The sequence below is a fragment of the Filimonas lacunae genome (genome assembly GCF_002355595.1).
Lineage (GTDB): Bacteria > Bacteroidota > Bacteroidia > Chitinophagales > Chitinophagaceae > Filimonas > Filimonas lacunae.
The window spans coordinates 7,198,890-7,216,164 of the sequence record NZ_AP017422.1 but is presented as its reverse complement, the minus strand read 5'-3'; the positions used below and the strand labels follow the sequence as shown (position 1 = coordinate 7,216,164).

The 17,275-nt window shown below is 44.3% G+C and carries 16 protein-coding genes; 6 read left to right on the top strand and 10 right to left on the bottom strand.

What is annotated here, in order from left to right; genetic code table 11:
* Together lysS and FLA_RS28565 are read left to right on the top strand one after the other, a co-directional pair.
* Positions 1–1,527, top strand: coding sequence for a lysine--tRNA ligase (gene lysS / locus FLA_RS28570; RefSeq protein WP_076376784.1), 1,527 nt, complete (start codon positions 1–3; stop codon positions 1,525–1,527).
* Positions 1,528–1,652: 125 nt separating this feature from the next.
* A complete protein-coding gene (locus tag FLA_RS28565; RefSeq protein ID WP_076376782.1) occupies positions 1,653–3,581 on the top strand; it encodes an LTA synthase family protein in 1,929 nt (642 codons plus the stop codon).
* 12 nt (positions 3,582–3,593) lie between these two features.
* Here FLA_RS28565 and FLA_RS28560 read toward each other — a convergent pair whose 3' ends face one another.
* The 5 genes from FLA_RS28560 to FLA_RS28540 form a co-directional block, all read right to left on the bottom strand.
* A complete protein-coding gene (locus FLA_RS28560) occupies positions 3,594–4,412 on the bottom strand; it encodes an SDR family oxidoreductase (protein WP_076376780.1) in 819 nt (272 codons plus the stop codon).
* Between the two features lie 24 nt (positions 4,413–4,436).
* Positions 4,437–5,027, bottom strand: coding sequence for a guanylate kinase (gene gmk, locus FLA_RS28555; RefSeq protein ID WP_076376778.1), 591 nt, complete (start codon positions 5,025–5,027; stop codon positions 4,437–4,439).
* Between the two features lie 94 nt (positions 5,028–5,121).
* On the bottom strand, positions 5,122–6,084 hold the full coding sequence (locus tag FLA_RS28550; RefSeq protein ID WP_076376776.1) for a polyprenyl synthetase family protein: 963 nt from the start codon (positions 6,082–6,084) through the stop codon (positions 5,122–5,124).
* Between the two features lie 33 nt (positions 6,085–6,117).
* Positions 6,118–6,534 (bottom strand): hotdog fold thioesterase, encoded by a 417-nt coding sequence (locus FLA_RS28545; RefSeq protein ID WP_076376774.1) that lies wholly within the window; start codon positions 6,532–6,534, stop codon positions 6,118–6,120.
* A 12-nt stretch (positions 6,535–6,546) separates the two neighbouring features.
* A complete protein-coding gene (locus FLA_RS28540) occupies positions 6,547–7,461 on the bottom strand; it encodes a glycosyltransferase family protein (protein ID WP_076376772.1) in 915 nt (304 codons plus the stop codon).
* A 499-nt stretch (positions 7,462–7,960) separates the two neighbouring features.
* On the opposite strand from FLA_RS28540, the gene FLA_RS28535 reads away from it, so the two are divergent.
* Complete coding sequence (locus FLA_RS28535; protein ID WP_076376770.1) at positions 7,961–8,428, top strand: Lrp/AsnC ligand binding domain-containing protein; 468 nt, start codon at positions 7,961–7,963, stop codon at positions 8,426–8,428.
* Here FLA_RS28535 and FLA_RS28530 read toward each other — a convergent pair.
* The 3 genes from FLA_RS28530 to FLA_RS28520 are packed head-to-tail and all read right to left on the bottom strand — an operon-like array spanning position 8,425 to position 11,478.
* Positions 8,425–9,480, bottom strand: a complete 1,056-nt coding sequence (locus tag FLA_RS28530; protein ID WP_076376768.1) for an ABC transporter permease — start codon at positions 9,478–9,480, stop codon at positions 8,425–8,427. The genes FLA_RS28535 and FLA_RS28530 overlap by 4 nt on opposite strands.
* Before the next feature lie 19 nt (positions 9,481–9,499).
* Positions 9,500–10,654 carry a glycosyltransferase gene (locus tag FLA_RS28525; RefSeq protein WP_076376766.1) on the bottom strand — a complete coding sequence of 385 codons (1,155 nt, stop codon included), beginning with the start codon at positions 10,652–10,654 and terminating at the stop codon, positions 9,500–9,502.
* A gap of 20 nt (positions 10,655–10,674) precedes the next feature.
* Positions 10,675–11,478: an alpha/beta hydrolase gene (locus FLA_RS28520; protein WP_076376764.1), complete on the bottom strand. Its 804-nt coding sequence runs from the start codon at positions 11,476–11,478 to the stop codon at positions 10,675–10,677.
* 93 nt (positions 11,479–11,571) lie between these two features.
* On the opposite strand from FLA_RS28520, the gene FLA_RS28515 reads away from it, so the two are divergent.
* Complete coding sequence (locus FLA_RS28515; RefSeq protein ID WP_076376762.1) at positions 11,572–12,012, top strand: MarR family winged helix-turn-helix transcriptional regulator; 441 nt, start codon at positions 11,572–11,574, stop codon at positions 12,010–12,012.
* Positions 12,013–12,037: 25 nt separating this feature from the next.
* A complete protein-coding gene (locus FLA_RS28510) occupies positions 12,038–13,831 on the top strand; it encodes an acyl-CoA dehydrogenase family protein (RefSeq protein WP_076376760.1) in 1,794 nt (597 codons plus the stop codon).
* Between the two features lie 109 nt (positions 13,832–13,940).
* On the opposite strand, the gene FLA_RS28505 is transcribed toward FLA_RS28510, so the two are convergent.
* Both FLA_RS28505 and FLA_RS28500 read right to left on the bottom strand, forming a co-directional pair.
* Positions 13,941–14,873 (bottom strand): DUF3078 domain-containing protein, encoded by a 933-nt coding sequence (locus FLA_RS28505; protein ID WP_076376758.1) that lies wholly within the window; start codon positions 14,871–14,873, stop codon positions 13,941–13,943.
* Positions 14,874–14,937: 64 nt separating this feature from the next.
* Positions 14,938–16,029 (bottom strand): acyl-CoA dehydrogenase family protein, encoded by a 1,092-nt coding sequence (locus FLA_RS28500; protein WP_084206057.1) that lies wholly within the window; start codon positions 16,027–16,029, stop codon positions 14,938–14,940.
* A 41-nt stretch (positions 16,030–16,070) separates the two neighbouring features.
* On the opposite strand from FLA_RS28500, the gene FLA_RS28495 reads away from it, so the two are divergent.
* The gene (locus FLA_RS28495; RefSeq protein WP_076376756.1) at positions 16,071–17,246 is read left to right on the top strand and encodes an N-acetylmuramoyl-L-alanine amidase; all 1,176 of its coding nucleotides are present in this window, start codon (positions 16,071–16,073) and stop codon (positions 17,244–17,246) included.
* Positions 17,247–17,275 lie beyond the last annotated feature (29 nt).

Sequence of the window (17,275 nt, the reverse complement as noted above, 5' to 3'; positions counted from 1 at the left end):
ATGAGTCAACAACATTTGTCTGAGCAGGAGCTTATCCGCCGTGATAAGTTGAACGAGTTAAAACAACTCGGAATAGATCCTTATCCTGCACCGCTATATCCGGTAAGTCATTATTCGGAGGATATTAAAGCGCAGTTTACAGAAGAAACTAAGGAACAGTTTTCTAATGTAACTGTTGCAGGACGCATCATGACCTTAATGTCAAGAGGTAAGGTATTTTTTATTAAGATACAGGACAACAAAGGCATTATTCAATTATACGTTAAACGCGATGACATTTGCCCGGGAGAAGACAAATCATTGTTCGACAACCTGGTAAAACGCTTAATCGATCTGGGAGATTTCATTGGCGTAACTGGTTCGGTTTTTATCACGCACACAGGTGAAACTACCGTGCATGCAAACACTTTTACCTTATTGGCCAAATCACTGAAACCACTTCCTGTGGTAAAACGTGACGAAGAAGGTAATGTGTTTGACGCTGTAACCGATCCTGAATTCCGTTACCGTCAGCGTTATGCCGACCTGGTTATCAACCCGGACGTAAAAGATACGTTCCTGAAACGTACCAAAATTGTGAACACCATCCGTGATTTCCTGAACGAACAGGGAGCGCTGGAAGTAGACACCCCAGTATTACAGGCAATACCCGGTGGTGCTGCTGCACGTCCGTTCACCACTCACCACAATGCGCTGGATATTCCTTTTTATCTGCGTATTGCCAATGAATTGTATCTGAAAAGATTAATCGTAGGTGGTTTTGACTGGGTGTATGAGTTTAGCCGCAACTTCCGTAACGAAGGAATGGACCGTACACACAACCCGGAATTCACCGTTCTGGAATGGTATACTGCGTATAAAGATTACTTCTGGATGATGGAAGTAACCGAAAAACTGTTTGAAAGACTGGCTATTGCCATCCACGGCACTACGGATGTAAAAGTGGGTGAAAACATTATCAGCTTTAAAGCGCCTTTCAAAAGAATCTCTATCCTGGATTCTATTAAAGAGAATACAGGTATTGATGTAAGCGAAATGGATGAAGAGCAGCTGCGTGCCACCTGCAAACAATTAAAAATAGACGTGAAACCTGGCTTAGGCAAAGGCAAACTGATTGACGAATTGTTTGGCAACACCAGCGAACACACCTATGTGCAGCCCACTTTTATTACCGATTACCCGGTAGAAATGAGCCCTCTTACCAAAAAGCACCGTGAAAAAGCGGGCCTGGTAGAGCGCTTTGAATTAATGGTCAATGGTAAAGAAATAGCCAACGCTTATAGCGAGTTAAACGACCCGATTGATCAGCGCGAACGTTTTGAAGAACAGGTGAAACTGATGGAAAGAGGGGATGATGAAGCGATGTATATTGACCACGATTTCTTACGTGCGCTGGAATACGGTATGCCACCTACCTCTGGTATTGGTATAGGAATTGACCGCCTGGTAATGCTGTTAACCAACCAGCCTTCTATCCAGGATGTATTGTTCTTCCCGCAAATGCGTCCGGAAAACAACCAAGGTTAGTAAAACCTATAGTTAGTCGAAAAAAATCCGAAGATAAAAGACAAAAAAGGCTCCTACAGGGGCCTTTTTTATATGTTACCTTTTTGTTATCGATTAACTTTGCGTTCTTTTAAAGAACATACCCCATGGTGAAAGAAATAACCTCTACCCTCTACCAAAGAAGCCGCACCTTTTTATATAGTTCACTATTTGTGCTATTGCTATTGCTGCTTTGCCGTATTTTCTTTCACATCTACTACCACAATTCCTTTACGCATATCTCTTATAAAGACCTGTTTCGTATTTATACTGCAGGTATTTATTTCGATTTGTCGGCGCTGGCCGTGCAAAACGCCCTGTTTATTTTGTGGATGTGCCTTCCGGTAAATGAAGGCTTTAGAAAAATACATACCAGGGTTGCTATATTCCTATTCATTGGCTTTAATGCGCTGGGAGTGGCTCTAAATATCTTTGATATTGCCTTTTTCGACTTTGCCCACAAGCGCATTACGTTTGAAATGTTCAACTTTGGTGGCTCGCAGGATAATTTCATGGGTTTGATCCCTTCTTTCCTACGCAACTACTGGTACCTGATAGTAGTGTTCATTATTATGTTTCTGATCATCAGAAACTTCTCTAAAAAATTCATTGTATCCAATACCTCAGCCCCGCAGCAAAGCAAAAGTGGCTGGGTTGTGGGTTCCATTCTTACCCTGATTATATGGATGGGCTTAATGTTGCTCAACTTCAGGGGATGGCTGGCCTATATACCCATTGATGTAAATGATGCAGGCAAATTTGCGTCGGCTCAAAACGTACCGCTGGTACTCAACAGCTCGTTTACCCTGGCCAAATCAGTAGGACATGAAGAAATAACTACTTATCACTTTTACAGCCCGGAAGAAAGTGATAAAATATATTCCCCTGTTCAACAGCCCGTCTCTACTCAAAAACAGTTTACCCATCCCAATATTGTAGTAATTGCCCTGGAAAGTTTTTCCAAAGAGTTTACTGCAGCCGCCAACAAGGGCATTTCCTTTACACCTTTCCTCGACTCACTGGAAAAGGAAAGCTTGTATTTCAGCAATGCCTGGTCTAACGGTAAACACTCTGTGCAAGGCATCCCGGCCATACTGGCTTCTGTTCCCAGCATTATGGATGGCGCTTTTACCCAGTCAGGCTACGCCAGCAACATGTATAAAGGCCTGGCAGGAGTGTTAAACGATGAGCATTATTACACCGCCTTTTTCCATGGCGCCAACAATGGTTCTTTCAACCTGGATGCTTTCGCCAGCCAATCCGGCTACCAGAATTACTTTGGGCGTAATGAATACAACAACGAAACTAATTATGATGGTAACTGGGGTATATGGGACGAGTATTTTCTGCAATATGCCGCAGATAAGATGAATACATTCCAGCAACCTTTTCATACCGCTATATTCACATTAAGCTCACATCAGCCATTCTCTCTTCCCGGGAAATATCAATCGCTTTTCAAAGGAGATGACAACCCACTTAGCAGATGTGTACAATACACCGATTACAGCTTACGCCTGTTTTTTGAACGTGCTAAAAAAGAGTCCTGGTACAACAATACCATTTTTGTATTGGCTGCCGACCACACCGGCATGTCTTCTAATCATTTCTTTGATAACCTGGCCGGACAGTACCAGATACCGGTAATACTATTCGATCCATCACAGCATATCATTCCTAAAGGTATAAATAACAGCACCCTGTCACAGGCCGACATAATGCCCACCTTACTGCATTTAACAGGCTATAACAAGCCGTTCTTTGCCTATGGCAATGATGTGTATCAGCATCCTTCTTTTGCCGTGTATTATACCAACGGCAGTTATAACATGGTACAGGATAAGTATTTATATTCTTTCAATGGTAATATGGGGGTAAGCCTGTATAACTACCAGGCCGATTCACTGTTACAGCATAACATTTTAAAACAACCGGAGGATACGGTAAGCACAGGCATGGAAAAGACGCTGAAAGCCTATCTCCAGTCGTATACCGATGGGGTAAAAAACAATAAGATGTCAGTGCATATGCGCTAACATCTTATTCCTTTATAAAAACAGATCGGGAAATAAACCGGCATCGGGGTTAATCGCATATTTGTCAAAGTCCGACACACCTTCTGCCTGCAACACTTCTTCATCTATAAAGTTGTTGCCCGTATACTGTAGATTTTCTTTACTCACAATATAATAAGCCGCATCTGCCACAATATCGGTAGAGCGGCTTCTTTGTATCAGATCTTCACCACCCAGCAGGTTTTTCACGGCTGCTGTAGCAATGGTAGTACGTGGCCACAAAGTGTTGCTGGCAATTTTATCGGCTTTAAACTCTGCCGCCCAGGCCAATGCCATCATACTCATGTTGTACTTGGTAATAGTATAAGCCACATGTGGCGCCAGCCATTTAGAGTGCAGGTTAACGGGTGGAGAAAGCGTAAGAATATGTGCGTTGCTGCTTTTTTTCAAATGAGGAATGCAATGCTGCGTCATTAAAAATGTGCCCCTTACGTTAATAGCATGCATCAGGTCAAACCTTTTGGCTTCGGTTTGCTGCGTGCCCGACAACTGTATAGCCGACGCGTTGTTTATCAGCACATCAATACCGCCAAACTTACTTACGGCCTGTTCCACGGCAGCAGCCACCTGCTCTTCCTGCCGTATGTCCAGTTGCACCGCAAGCCCTTTGCCACCTGCCTGCTCCACTTCCTCCGCCACAGTGTATATGGTCCCACCCAAACGGGGGTCTTCCGTTACACTTTTCGCTGCTATAACAATATTGGCACCTTCCGCCGCCAGCTTCAAGGCTATTGCTCTTCCTATGCCCCTGCTGGCCCCAGTAATAAATACAGTCTTTTGTTGCAAGCCCATCGTATAAAATATTTATACGTTAAGTTACGCTTTTAAGCCTTCTCCTAAAAACTCAATTAAGGCAGCTTCAGTTTCGCGACAAGCTTTTTCCAACTCATCGTTTAAAATAACGCGGTCAAAAGAATGCTTAAAGGATATTTCATAAGAAGCCTTATTCACCCGGGTTTGTAATGATTCTTCCGTCTCTGTTCCACGGCTTTCCAGGCGCTTGCGCAATTCAGCTACAGAAGGCGGTTCAATAAACAGCGACAGAGAATTATCAGGAAACTGTTGCTGCACATGTATAGCTCCTTTTACATCAATATCCAGCATAGGTACTTTGCCCATTTGCCAGATGCGTTCCAGCTCACTTTTCAGCGTACCGTAATATTTGCCTTCATACACCATTTCCCACTCAATAAAATCCTCTTCGTGTATATGATGCTGAAACTGCTCCACGCTCATAAAGTAATAATCCACACCATTCTGTTCTATTCCTCTTGGCTGACGGGTGGCTGCGGAAACAGAAAAAGATAGCTTAGGATATTTTTGCAATAAGTAACGGGTGATAGAAGTTTTACCTGCCCCGGAAGGAGCTGTAATGATGATAATTTTTCCGTGTGCTATAGCTGTCATACGCCGTATTTACGGCAAAGAAACAAAAAAAGCCCGCTAATTATATCAGCAAACCGTTTACTGGTATACCTATACCCTGAAATGGCCCCAATGTTTAATAAGACCTGTCGGTAGTATAACGCACCATTTCTTCCAGTGCTGCGCGGGTGTCAGAAACCGGAAATGTATACAGCAAAGCCAGCGCTTCATCGCGATAAGCATACATTTTACGCTCAGCATAATCCATTCCCCCGGCTTTAACCACCTCGGCAACAACTTCATCCACTTTATCTTTATTGGTGTTGTGGTGTTGTAAAATGTGCATCAGCTTTTTACGCGTAGCAGCGGAACAGGTGTTCAGGGTATAAATCAGTGGCAAGGTGATTTTGCGTTCTTTTATATCATTTCCTACAGGTTTGCCAATAGCTGCATTGCCATAATCGAACAAATCATCTTTCAGCTGAAAGGCCATCCCGGCCTTTTCTCCAAACAGGTGTATTGTTTTAATCAGCTCTTCATCGGTAAAAGAACTACGTGCTCCGGCAGCACAGGCAGCCGCCAGGAAGGAGGCAGTTTTGGCATTAATCAGCTCATAATAAGCCTGCTCATTCACCTGTATCTTCTTGCTCTTTACCATTTGCAGCAACTCGGCTTCTATCATCTGGCGGATAGCATTGCTGTAGGTGCGTAATATTTCTTCATCCCTGTTCGATAAGGATAACACCAGGCCATCCGAAAACAGGTAATCGCCTGTTAACACGGCTATCCTGTTTTTCCAAAGTGCGTTTACCGAAAATGCATTTCTTCTCAACATCGAATCATCCACCATATCATCATGCACCAGCGAAGCAGTATGCAGCATTTCTACCAGCAGGGCAGCACGATAGCTTTGTTCATTTATACCACCGCCCAGTTTGGCGCATAGCAACACAAACATGGGGCGCATTTGCTTGCCTTTCTGCTTTTCCAGGTATTGCAGCACGCTGTTCAGTAAACCAACATTATTGGAAAGTCTTTGCTGGTAGTATTCTTCAAACCGGAGTAATTCCTGTTCCAGTAATGTGCGGGTGAGTTGCATAAGGTAAATATGAAAGATAAAATATGCCTTGCATTAAGCGGGAATAATAGCCACAGTTAGCCTGCTTATACAAACCAGCTTTTGGTTTTCAGTGTAAATTTTAATATCCCACACATGCGTTTTACCGCCAATATGCAAAGGAGTGCAAACACCGGTTACATAGCCGTTTTTTACCGGCCGTAAATGATTAGCATTTACTTCCAGCCCCACAGGCCGGTACTTTGCCGGGTCTACCACCAACAGGCTGGCCACACTACCCAATGTTTCAGCAAGTACTACCGAAGCCCCTCCATGCAATATACCAAAAGGCTGGTGTGTTCTGGCATCTACCGGCATACGGGCCTGGATGGAATTATCATCCCACTCTGTAAACTCAATGCCCAGCACGGTACCTATATTGGGTGGAAACTGCGTTAGTTGCTCCCAGGTAACTTCCTTAAACCAGATCATATATCAGTAAACTTATTTAACCAGCTTATAGTTTTTATATTCTCCTATACGCCAGCCGGTAATATTTTCAATGGCATGCAAAAACCGATGCCTTGGATTCTTGAACTTTCCTTTAGAAGGGTCGTAGGTGAACTTCCAGTCCTGCCGGGCAATACAATCCTGCATGGTTGCCGGATGTGTGCCTGTAAACGGCTTCACCACATCTATCACGGTATGAAAATCAAAAGCTTCTGCCTGCTCTTCAAAATCCTTTTCACTCGCTTTGCTGGCATCGTAATAGCTTTGAAACTTCTTACCCCTTCCGCTTAACTGGTAAGGATTACGGCAGTAAGAATAATGGAAGATCCTTGCTTTCAGTTGCTTTACACCCAGCTTACGGCCTTTTTCGCCCGTTTTATACCCTTCTTCTGAAGTATAGCTTCTAAAGCCCTGCGAATCGTTGTAGCTGAAATAAGAAGGATCGTTGCGTAACACCCTTATCTCTTTGCTGTGCCATTTACGCGAAGGACCGTAATGCTTGTAATCGCCAATAAAATGGATATAGTTGAGTAAAAAGCCTTCTACTTTTTTGTTGTGCAGGTTATCTTCCATTGCCTTTTTAATCTCGGCAATATCTTCTTCGTGCAGTACTTCATCTGATTGGATGTGCAGCGCCCAGTCGCTATCAGCAGCAATAGCCTTTAACCCTATATTGGCCTGCTGGGCAAATATTTTACCACCCTGTGTCAGCTGCGGGTCCCATTCTGTATCAATAATTTTTATTTTAGGCGAGCCAATGGCTTCAATAGCTTCACGTGTACCATCCGTGCTTTTTCCTACTACTGCAATAAATTCATCACATAAGGGCAGGGCAGATTTAATTGATTCAATGACAGGATAGCCATACAGGAAGCTGTTACGCATGTAGGTGAAACCACTTACTTTCATTATTGATCTTTCTTTTCTTAAATTGATAACCCACGGGGTAAATAAGCAATAAAGATAATAACAAAAAAGGCTTTCCCTGTTTTTGATCAGAGGAAAGCCTTTATCCCATAAATAGTTGATTTTTAAAACGAAGAGCCCCTTACACATTGAGAAAACCATAAGAGGCCCCTGTTTGACCGCTGTAGGGGTAGGAGTCGAACCTACACGAAGCAGTTAGCTGTAGTACAAAGTCCGGTGGTCAACCCCGGTCTTCCTTGCGGAAGGCTCTATGCTACGTTTATCCTGTTATCTTCACCCCCGAGACGAGAGGGCATGTCTGCCAAAAGTTTCATCACCCCACAGTATTTGAAAAGAACTTGTTTGTTTGTCGTTGTTTGACAACACAATATTAATAAATATGCCGTTTTGTTGTAAATATTTCAAAGAAAATTTTGAAAGTATAGAAATTATCCAATAAATTGCTTTATATATTAAATAAATTCAAAAAAGGGGAATCAAAATGGCGGGTAAATTGAATTTAGACAAACTGGATTTTCAGATAATCCAGGAGATGATGGAGGATGCTGAAATTTCCTATGCAGATCTTGGCAAAAAACTCTTCGTTTCTGGTGGCACCATACACGTACGCATCAAAAAACTACAGGAGCTGGGTGTAGTTAAAGGTACAAAACTAAGTGTTGATTTAAAACTTTTAGGCTACGACGTTATCGCCTTTATTGGAATTTATCTTGAAAAAAGCTCTTTATACGATACAGTTGCTAAAGAATTGAAGAAAATACCAGAAATCGTTCGGGTTAATTATACCACGGGAAACTATAGCATGTTTATAGAAGTAGTGTGTAAAGATATTCAGCAACTGCGTTTTGTACTGCACGACGAACTGCAAAAGATCAAGGGCATTGAACGTACCGAAACACTTATTTGCCTGGAAGAAAGCTTTAACCGGAATGTGCTGGTAAAAAGTTAGAACCTGCTTTTTACCTGTAAGGCATCGCGCAAGCCATTGCCCAGCAGGTTAAAAGCCAGCACCAGCAACATAATAGTGATACCAGGCGCCAAAGCCAGCATGGGATTGTGTGTAATAATAAAGTTGTAATTCTCCTTTATCATTAACCCCCAGCTGGGCTGCGGGGGCTGTACGCCTACGCCTAAAAAACTCAACCCTGCTTCTATCACTATAGCTGAAGCAAAATTGTTGGCGGCAATCACCAGCACCGGCCCCAGAATATTGGGCAATATATGACCTGCAATAATGCGCGCATGCGAAAAACCTAAAGCCCGCGCCGCTTCTACATATTCCATTTCACGCACCGCCAGCACCTGCCCCCTCACCAAACGGGCCACATTTACCCACATGGTTAATCCCACCGCAATAAACACCTGCCAGAAACCTTTACCCAATACCAGGGTTATGGCAAACACCAGTAACAAGGTAGGCACACTCCAGATCACGTTAATCAGCCACATGATGATATCATCTGTTTTGCCTTTAAAATAACCGGCCAAAGCGCCTAACAGCATACCTATGGTCAATGACAATAAAACGGCAATACAGCCCACTCCTAAGCTTACCCGGGTGCCTATGATTAAACGGCTGGCTATATCCCTTCCAAAGCGATCGCTGCCCAGGTAAAAGCGCAGTGTAGTTACCGGCTTTGCGGCACAGGCATCTACAGCATATGACTTACGTTCATACACTCCATCATCAATAAACTTTTGAATGATGATAGAATCACCTTGCATAGTGTATTGTTGTAAAGGAATATACTGATACCTGTCGGGCCTGCCATTGATAAGGCCGTTGACAAAGGATACCTGTTCGCCACCCGCTGGTTTCCGTAACCGTAATGCCTGTATAGCAAAGCCTGGCTTTTTGTTCGCCAGCTCCGGCAGCATACGGTTGGCGTTAGGCGAATTGTCGGGGGCTATTACATATGCCAGCAATGCTACTACACAGCTTATCAAAATAAGCGTAGCTCCTATACGTGTGCCTGTTGTATAACGCCTTTTTTGCTTCACCCTTAGCGGTTGTTGAAGGTTATTTAACGGTGCGGCCTTTCCACTGGTACTTGCCAAACTTGCCCAGCCAGCCTGCCACTACAATATAAGCAATATGAAACGGTTGCATAATAGCAAACCAGTTTAATAACGCACACTGATTAAAAAACCGGGCTACCGGAAACAGAAAGCACAGCTCCACAACAGTTTTAATGCCTATCAGCGCCAGCGCCCATCCCATAAAAGCCCAGTGTATCAAACCGGTTAGCAGCAGCAACAACAGGCACAGATTCATGCAATACACCAGCACCAGCACCCAAAACACAGCCTTGTCTTTATACTTGTCTGCTTTGCTGGCCCACCGGATACGCTGGTTAATAAAGCTTTTCCAGTCAGGCATGGGGGCGGTACTCACAATGGCATCAGCCGAAAAGATGTAACCGGTTTTGCCGGGATAAGCCTGCTTTATCTTATGCATCAACAACATATCATCACCACTGGCAATAGCGTCAATTCCTTTAAAGCCACCTACTGCATAAAAAGCTTCCTTGTTATATGCCAGGTTAGCCCCATTACACATACTATGTACGCCTGCCGACACTGCTGCTGCTGTAATGCCCTGCATGCTCATAAAATCAAGACACTGAAATATGCCTACAAAATTGGCCGGACTGCTAAACATCACCGGTGCTGCCACAAACACGGGCCGCTGCTCTTGTATGTAAGCATTATAAGTAGCCAGCCATTGCGGCCCCAGCGCACAGTCGGCATCTGTGGTAATAATCCAGTCGCCTGTGCTTCGGCCTATGGCCATTTCAATCGCTTTCTTTTTATAGCTATTCAGTTGCTGTCCCTGTAGTTCTTTGGCCAGCTGCATCAGATGCAGGTTGGCATAGGTTTGTTGTAGTTGCTGTATAATAGCTGCCGTGTTATCCGTAGAATGATCATCTATTACTATCACTTCATACAGGTAAGCAGGGTAATGCTGTTGTAGTATAGCCAGCACACAGGCACCTATCTGCTCTTCTTCATCGCGTGCAGGAATAATTACCGAAAACCGCGTAGCAGGTTGCATACCGGCAGGCTTTACATACAACTGTAGTTTTAAAAACCACTGCCTGTAAAAAAGGATCAATACAGCATATAAAAGCAACAGTACACTGCTCAGCGTAAGTAAAATATTCATCCACATCATTACAACAAAGAAAGCTAATATTATTCAACTACCAGTTTAGCTATCAACGGCAGATACTTTTCCTTCAATAGCTGGTGGCCTGCATCTATCACCTGCACCTGTGCCTGTTGCTGGTGCAGTGGTTCAATAAAACGATAACCATTACGGCTTAATATGACTTTATCGTACTTACCAAACAACAGGCGTACCTGTGTATGGTTTGCTGTAACCAGCTGCTGTATCGTTCGCAGCGAAGGGATAAACCGGCGCAAAACCGTCCAGCGCGAATACAGGTTTTGCCGTTGTTCTGTGTTATCAATATAATGGCGGGTGATCTTATACATCGCCTTATTAATCAACCCGGTTTTGTCGGCAATGGTCACCAGGCTAAAAATAAACTTCGGGTGGGCTATGGTATGCTTAAACACCCGGTTGCCCATCCAGGTTTGGGTGCTGAACCAGTACCAGAAATTGGTGTGCAGCCCGTCAGGAGCAATCAGCACCAGTTTATTATAACAGGTTGCATAACATTGATATAACGAAAGAGCAATGCGTCCGCCAATGCTGTAACCGATTAAGGTAACCGGTTTATTTTCCGGGTTGCATTGGGTAGTAATCTCCTGCCACATGGCCGGGGTGCAGGTTAAGCCCTCGTTCCATTCTGTTCTGCCATGCAAAGGCAGGTCAAATGCATACACGGTATGCGTATCTTCCAGGCTGATAGCCAGCTGGTTATAGGTATAGCAATTCTCTCCGTAGCCATGAAAACAAAAGGCAATAGCCGGCCCGTTCCCTGTTTTTTCACAAAAAATGCGTGACTGGCCGTAGCTGATAAACTGTTCCATAAATACACAATCTTACACAAAATTTTAAGGGAACAATAGTTGGAGTTTTAAATAAAACAAGCCAACTTTGAAATAGTTGCATAACTAACTAATATGACCGGTATCCAATTTAAAAGAGGTGAACTGTACAGCGTTATCACTGGTATGGCTTCCATAGCGGTGGCGCGACGCTTACAAAAAAACTTCCGGCAGGCCGGTCTGGACGTAACCATTGAGCAGTGGAGCTTGTTATATCACCTGTGGAAAGAAGATGGCTTAAGCCAGCAGGAGCTATGCAACCGTACGTTTCGCGATAAGCCCAGCATTACACGCCTGGTAGACAACCTGGAAAAGCAAAACCTGGTAAAAAGGGTTTCGTCCAAGGAAGACCGGCGCATTAACCTGGTATACTTAACAGAAAGCGCCCGTGAGTTACAGGAAACGACCATACAGCTTGCCAACCAGACTATGGAAGAAGCCCTTGCCGAGGTGAACAAAGCTGATATAGAAGTTACCAAAAAGGTATTACAGCAGGTTTACGATAATCTCAAATAATCAATCCATTTTAAACTATCATACTATGAGCACGGAAACATCTCAACAACAAGCCCTGGCTGGTGGGGAATGGCTTATTAAAGAAAGCAACCCCTTTGATACGTTTACACCGGAAGACTTCAATGAAGAGGAGCGGATGATTATGGATATGTGCCACCAGTTCTTAAAAACGGAGGTGCGACCGGTTGCAGACAGAATTGAAAAACAGGAAGAAGGGCTGATGGCTTCGCTGCTGGAAAAAGCAGGTGAGCAGGGCCTGTTATCCACCGCCTTTCCGGAAGCTTACGGCGGCCTGGGTAAAGATTTTATTACCGCTACCATTGTAAATGAGGGGCTGGGTGCCGGACATTCTTTTTCCGTTGCCATTGCTGCCCACACCGGCATAGGCTCGTTGCCTATCCTGTACTTTGGTACCGAAGAACAAAAGCAGAAATACATTCCTAAACTGGCCAGCGGCGAGTGGAAGGGTGCTTACGGTTTAACCGAACCCAACAGCGGCAGTGATGCCCTGGGCGCTAAAACCACCGCCACTTTAAGTGCCGATGGAAAGCATTATATACTCAATGGTCAAAAATGCTGGATCACCAACGGTGGCTTCGCCGATGTGTATACCGTATTTGCCAAAATCAATGGCGACCAGTTCACCGGCTTTATTGTAGAAAGAGGTTTTGAAGGCTTTACACAAGGCCCGGAAGAACACAAAATGGGTATTAAAGGCTCCTCTACCGTACAGTTATATTTCCAGGACTGTAAAGTACCTGTTGAAAACGTGCTGGGCGAAATTGGCCGTGGTCATATCATTGCCTTCAACATCTTAAACATTGGCCGTTTAAAGCTGGATGCAGCTGCACTGGGCGGCGCTAAAGAAGCAGCTACCACCACTATTCAGTATGCTGTTACCCGCGAACAGTTTAAACAACCTATTGCCAACTTTGGCGCTATCAAACATAAGCTGGCCGAAATAGCCATCCGCATATGGGTAGCCGAAAGCGGCCTGTACCGCGCGGCTAAGTGGATCGATAATAAAGAACATGAGTTGCTGGCCAGTGGCGCCTCTTTTGATAAGGCCCTGTTAGGCGCTGCAGAAGAGTTTGCTATTGAGTGCGCCATCTTAAAAGTGTTCGGTAGCGAAACCCTCGACTTTGTAGTAGACGAAGGTGTTCAGGTGCATGGTGGTAACGGGTTCAGTGATGAATACGAAATCAGCAAATCCTATCGCGATAGCCGCATCAACCGTATTTACGAAGGCACTAACGAAATCAACCGCCTGCTCACCCTGGATATGACGCTGAAACGCGCCATGAAAGGCAAGCTGGACCTCATGGGCCCTGCACTGGCAGTGTCTAAAGAACTAATGAGCATTCCTGATTTCGGCTCTGGTGATGAAGAACCATTTGCCAAAGAGAAGAAATACATTGTCAACTTTAAAAAGGCCATTTTAATGACAGCCGGCGCTGCTGTACAAAAACTGATGATGAGCCTGGATAAAGAACAGGAGCTGTTAATGAACATTGCCGATATGGCCATTGAAACTTACCATGCCGAAAGCGCTTTATTACGCTTAATAAAATTGACGGAGAAATCAGGTAAGGAAGATGCTGCACTCATCAACGACATTGTACAAACCTATATTTACGATGCAGCCGACCGCATTAATAAATCAGGTAAAGATGCACTGAACAGCTTTGCAGAAGGCGATGAATTGCGCATGATGCACATAGGTTTAAAACGCTTTACCAAAGTAGAGCCGTTTAATACTAAAGCTGCCCGCAGACGTATTGCCGACAAGCTTATCGACGCTCAGAAATATGCTTTTTAATCATAACAATCGCTAAAATAATAAAGGCCGGAGCTGTTCAGCTCCGGCCTTTATTATTTTATTAGGCGGTTCACCTGTTCAGGCAAACACACGCTTGTAAACAGCTTCTTTAAAATTTCACCAATAAGCCTGCACCTACCACCGATTTCAACTGCAAACCGGCAGAGTTTTTATCCGGACCAAACAGCTTGGTATCATCATCGTAAATTAAATCCAGGCTCCAGGTGGCAGATAATACTCTTGATATTTTCACCGCAAACAGGTTCGTCATATATAAATCTACATTCTGCGGATTGTGCTTATAGTTAGAGAACAGATCCATCCTGCCTTTATAACTTACGTTATCATTTATCTTGGCAGTGTAGTTAATGGTGGCATAAGCACCCATTTCGTTTTTGCTGTGACGGCCGGTGTCAACACCATACATACCCCTCGCAGATAAGGAATCATCCTTTACAATAACCCAACGGGAAGATACAGGAGACACAAAGATGCTCAGGTTTTTAACCGGGTGATAGTCCAAACCCAAAGACAAGGTTACATAAGCAGGAGCCAGAAATGTAGAAGCGAATGTTCTTTCTGTTCCATCATACGTATAGCCACGCAACATTTGGGTTCTGAAGTTAAACAATCCCGCCAGGTTCAGCTTTTCATTTAATTCATAACCATACTTACTCAGGTAATCCACCCGGTCGTCGTTCTTACGGGCGCCTAAGCTGGTTGTATTTACATAGCCGAAGTTAATGTCCAGCGTATTATCCCAGCTATGCTTTCCTTTTTTATAAAAGGCAAACATGTTCGTGTAGGCTGTAATGGCCATTGAAAAATTATCACCGCCCGCACTCCAGTTACTGAGTGCTGCCTGCGACAGGTTTAAGCTGAACAAACCCCCTTTTTTCCACGTTTTTTTTGTTGTGTCCGCAGCATCTTTCTTAATAGCCCTTGACCCTTCCGTTTGAAGGTTCTGAATTGTTTTGTCCTGCGCCATACCTAATGTAACGCAGCCAGTCATTGTAAATAGTAGCAGTAAATGCTTCCTCATTTTCTACAGGTTAAATTTTTTGGGTATAGCCGGCAATATAATAAATTTTAGATTTATGGATTATTTAACGAGGATATACCAGCAAACTATGCTGACTAGCCGTATGAATATCTCGCCATACCTGGTTAATCACGCTGTGTTTATTAGCCGCTGCCAGCCCGCAATAAGAATATAACATTTGCACAGCCTGTATGCTTTTTGCGGCCAGTGTACGCGCAGCAACACTTATCTCCTGCAACGCTTCTACCGAAACCTCACCTGTAAACACCTGCTGTTGCCAGGAGGCATCCAAACTTGTATAAAATATACGTCTTGCCTGTTCCATCATTTCCTGTGCATCTCTTACATACTGTTGCGCTACAGGCTGTTCTTTCTCATTTTTCTGTTGCACTATAGCTTCGGCTTCTTCTATAAAATGCAGCGCCATGCCTGAGATATTAGCTGCCAGTGTTACTTCTGCCAGTTGTAAAAAGGGATACTGATATAAAGGAGCTTTTATAATCGCGGCGTCAGGCTCTATCGCAAATAAACGGTTAGCAGGCACCAGCAATTGCTGTACTTCAAAAGCATGGCTGGCAGTAGCTACTAATCCAAACGATTGCCAGGTGGGTATCAATGTTACTTCTTCCCGCATTAACGCAAAGGCTTTTACCAACGGCTGCCCCGCTGCATCCGTAAGCACTTTGCCCTCTTTTACCAGCCGACAATTCGCTGTAAATACCGTGTTGTGTGGCGCCCCACTGGCATGCCACCATTTACCGCTTACCAGGTAACCTTCTGCCGTTTCTTCTGCGGTGCCTGTAGCGGCGCCACTACCTGCCAGGCAGGCATGTGGGTTAGCAAAAACAGCATCTGCCAGTGAAGGCTGCATAAAGCCCCCGAACCACCCCGCTCCCGAACACAGGGTAACCACCCAACCCATACTGCCATCCGCCCAGGCAATAGCTTCTTCCAGCCGCACCATTTCGGGCAATGCTTTTTGCAGGCCATTGTATTGCAGTGGAACAAGCATAGTAAACCAGCGCTGCTCCACTGCCAATGCTATTTGTTCCGGTTGTAGCTGTTCCGCAGCTTCTGCTTTGTGTACATTATTGCGTATGATAGTTGTTTGCTCCGGTGTCAGGCAAACAGATGGATGATGTAACTGGTTGGTCATGCCCCCAAAGATAATTGTCCCGCTTTGCTTAACTTCAATCTATGAAAGCAATAGTAATTCTAACCCTGACAATCTGTACCACCTTTGCAAAAGCACAGCAGCAAACCTCCTACTGGATGGGCCGCACCACCGGCAAACTACCACACTTATTATATGGCCTTGGCGAAGACAGGCTGGGTGGCGCTAAAATGACCTACCTCGATTCCAACATTGCCATTTGCGTGGTAGACAGTACCAAAGAAAATTATAAGGTAAAGCTATCCGGTTACCACTATGCTTATATGCCTAAAACAGCTGTAAAGCGCGATTCTTTGCTGATATCCAAACCTTACCACCTCTCGCAAAACTGGAATGTTTATGGCGATAGCCTGTTTGATTATGTAAAGATTATACTGGATGAAAAGCTGCCTTATAAAAGTGTACAGCAAATGAACCCATCGCGCATTGTAGTTGACATCTATGGCGCTACCAGCAATACCAACTGGATCACACAACTTAGTAACGTAAAGGAAATACAAAACACCTGGTACGAACAACCGGAAGATGATGTACTACGCGCGGTAATAGAGCTAAAGCACGATCAGCATTGGGGCCATCATATTTATTACGACAGTGCTTCTAATGTATTAGTCATCCGCGTTAAACGTCAGCCTTATCCATTAACACTGCGCAATCTGCGTATAGCTATTGATGCAGGACACGGTGGCAGCAACGGTGGCGCAGAAGGTGTAACCAGCCGTGTACTGGAAAAAACATATACACTTCAATTTGCCAAACAACTGGAAACCACCTTACGCGAAGCGGGTGTTACCAATGTATATATGACACGCACCAAAGACACTACACTAAGCATGCCCGAACGCGTAGATGGCCTTTTACAATTTAACCCTGATGTGCTTATCAGCCTGCACCTGAATTCTTCTAATTCAGATACCATGCGGGGTGTAGGTACTTTCTACCGCTACATAGGCTTCCGCCCGTTAAGCCAGGCATTGTTAAAGCAAATGTTGTCGTTAGGACTGGCAGAGTATGGTAACGTAGGCAATTTCAATTTTGCACTCAACGGACCTATAGACTATCCGAATGCGTTAGTAGAAATAGCCTTCCTCAGTAATAAGCAGGACGAGAAATTAATTATGAGTCCGGAGTTCAGAACCAAAGTGGCAGCACGCATTATGCGTGGCATTCAAAACTGGATTGCGGCGATGGAAGAGTAGTAGATAATGGAAAAAAACAGACCATTTTC

What these genes read in the sequence shown, in the direction of transcription:
- lysS (WP_076376784.1), top strand. Translation starts at nt 1, where the DNA reads ATGAGTCAACAACATTTGTCTGAGCAGGAGCTTATCCGCCGTGATAAG.
- FLA_RS28565 (WP_076376782.1), top strand. Translation starts at nt 1,653, where the DNA reads ATGGTGAAAGAAATAACCTCTACCCTCTACCAAAGAAGCCGCACCTTT.
- FLA_RS28560 (WP_076376780.1), bottom strand. Translation starts at nt 4,412, where the DNA reads ATGGGCTTGCAACAAAAGACTGTATTTATTACTGGGGCCAGCAGGGGC.
- gmk (WP_076376778.1), bottom strand. Translation starts at nt 5,027, where the DNA reads ATGACAGCTATAGCACACGGAAAAATTATCATCATTACAGCTCCTTCC.
- FLA_RS28550 (WP_076376776.1), bottom strand. Translation starts at nt 6,084, where the DNA reads ATGCAACTCACCCGCACATTACTGGAACAGGAATTACTCCGGTTTGAA.
- FLA_RS28545 (WP_076376774.1), bottom strand. Translation starts at nt 6,534, where the DNA reads ATGATCTGGTTTAAGGAAGTTACCTGGGAGCAACTAACGCAGTTTCCA.
- FLA_RS28540 (WP_076376772.1), bottom strand. Translation starts at nt 7,461, where the DNA reads ATGAAAGTAAGTGGTTTCACCTACATGCGTAACAGCTTCCTGTATGGC.
- FLA_RS28535 (WP_076376770.1), top strand. Translation starts at nt 7,961, where the DNA reads ATGGCGGGTAAATTGAATTTAGACAAACTGGATTTTCAGATAATCCAG.
- FLA_RS28525 (WP_076376766.1), bottom strand. Translation starts at nt 10,654, where the DNA reads ATGATGTGGATGAATATTTTACTTACGCTGAGCAGTGTACTGTTGCTT.
- FLA_RS28520 (WP_076376764.1), bottom strand. Translation starts at nt 11,478, where the DNA reads ATGGAACAGTTTATCAGCTACGGCCAGTCACGCATTTTTTGTGAAAAA.
- FLA_RS28515 (WP_076376762.1), top strand. Translation starts at nt 11,572, where the DNA reads ATGACCGGTATCCAATTTAAAAGAGGTGAACTGTACAGCGTTATCACT.
- FLA_RS28510 (WP_076376760.1), top strand. Translation starts at nt 12,038, where the DNA reads ATGAGCACGGAAACATCTCAACAACAAGCCCTGGCTGGTGGGGAATGG.
- FLA_RS28505 (WP_076376758.1), bottom strand. Translation starts at nt 14,873, where the DNA reads ATGAGGAAGCATTTACTGCTACTATTTACAATGACTGGCTGCGTTACA.
- FLA_RS28500 (WP_084206057.1), bottom strand. Translation starts at nt 16,029, where the DNA reads ATGACCAACCAGTTACATCATCCATCTGTTTGCCTGACACCGGAGCAA.
- FLA_RS28495 (WP_076376756.1), top strand. Translation starts at nt 16,071, where the DNA reads ATGAAAGCAATAGTAATTCTAACCCTGACAATCTGTACCACCTTTGCA.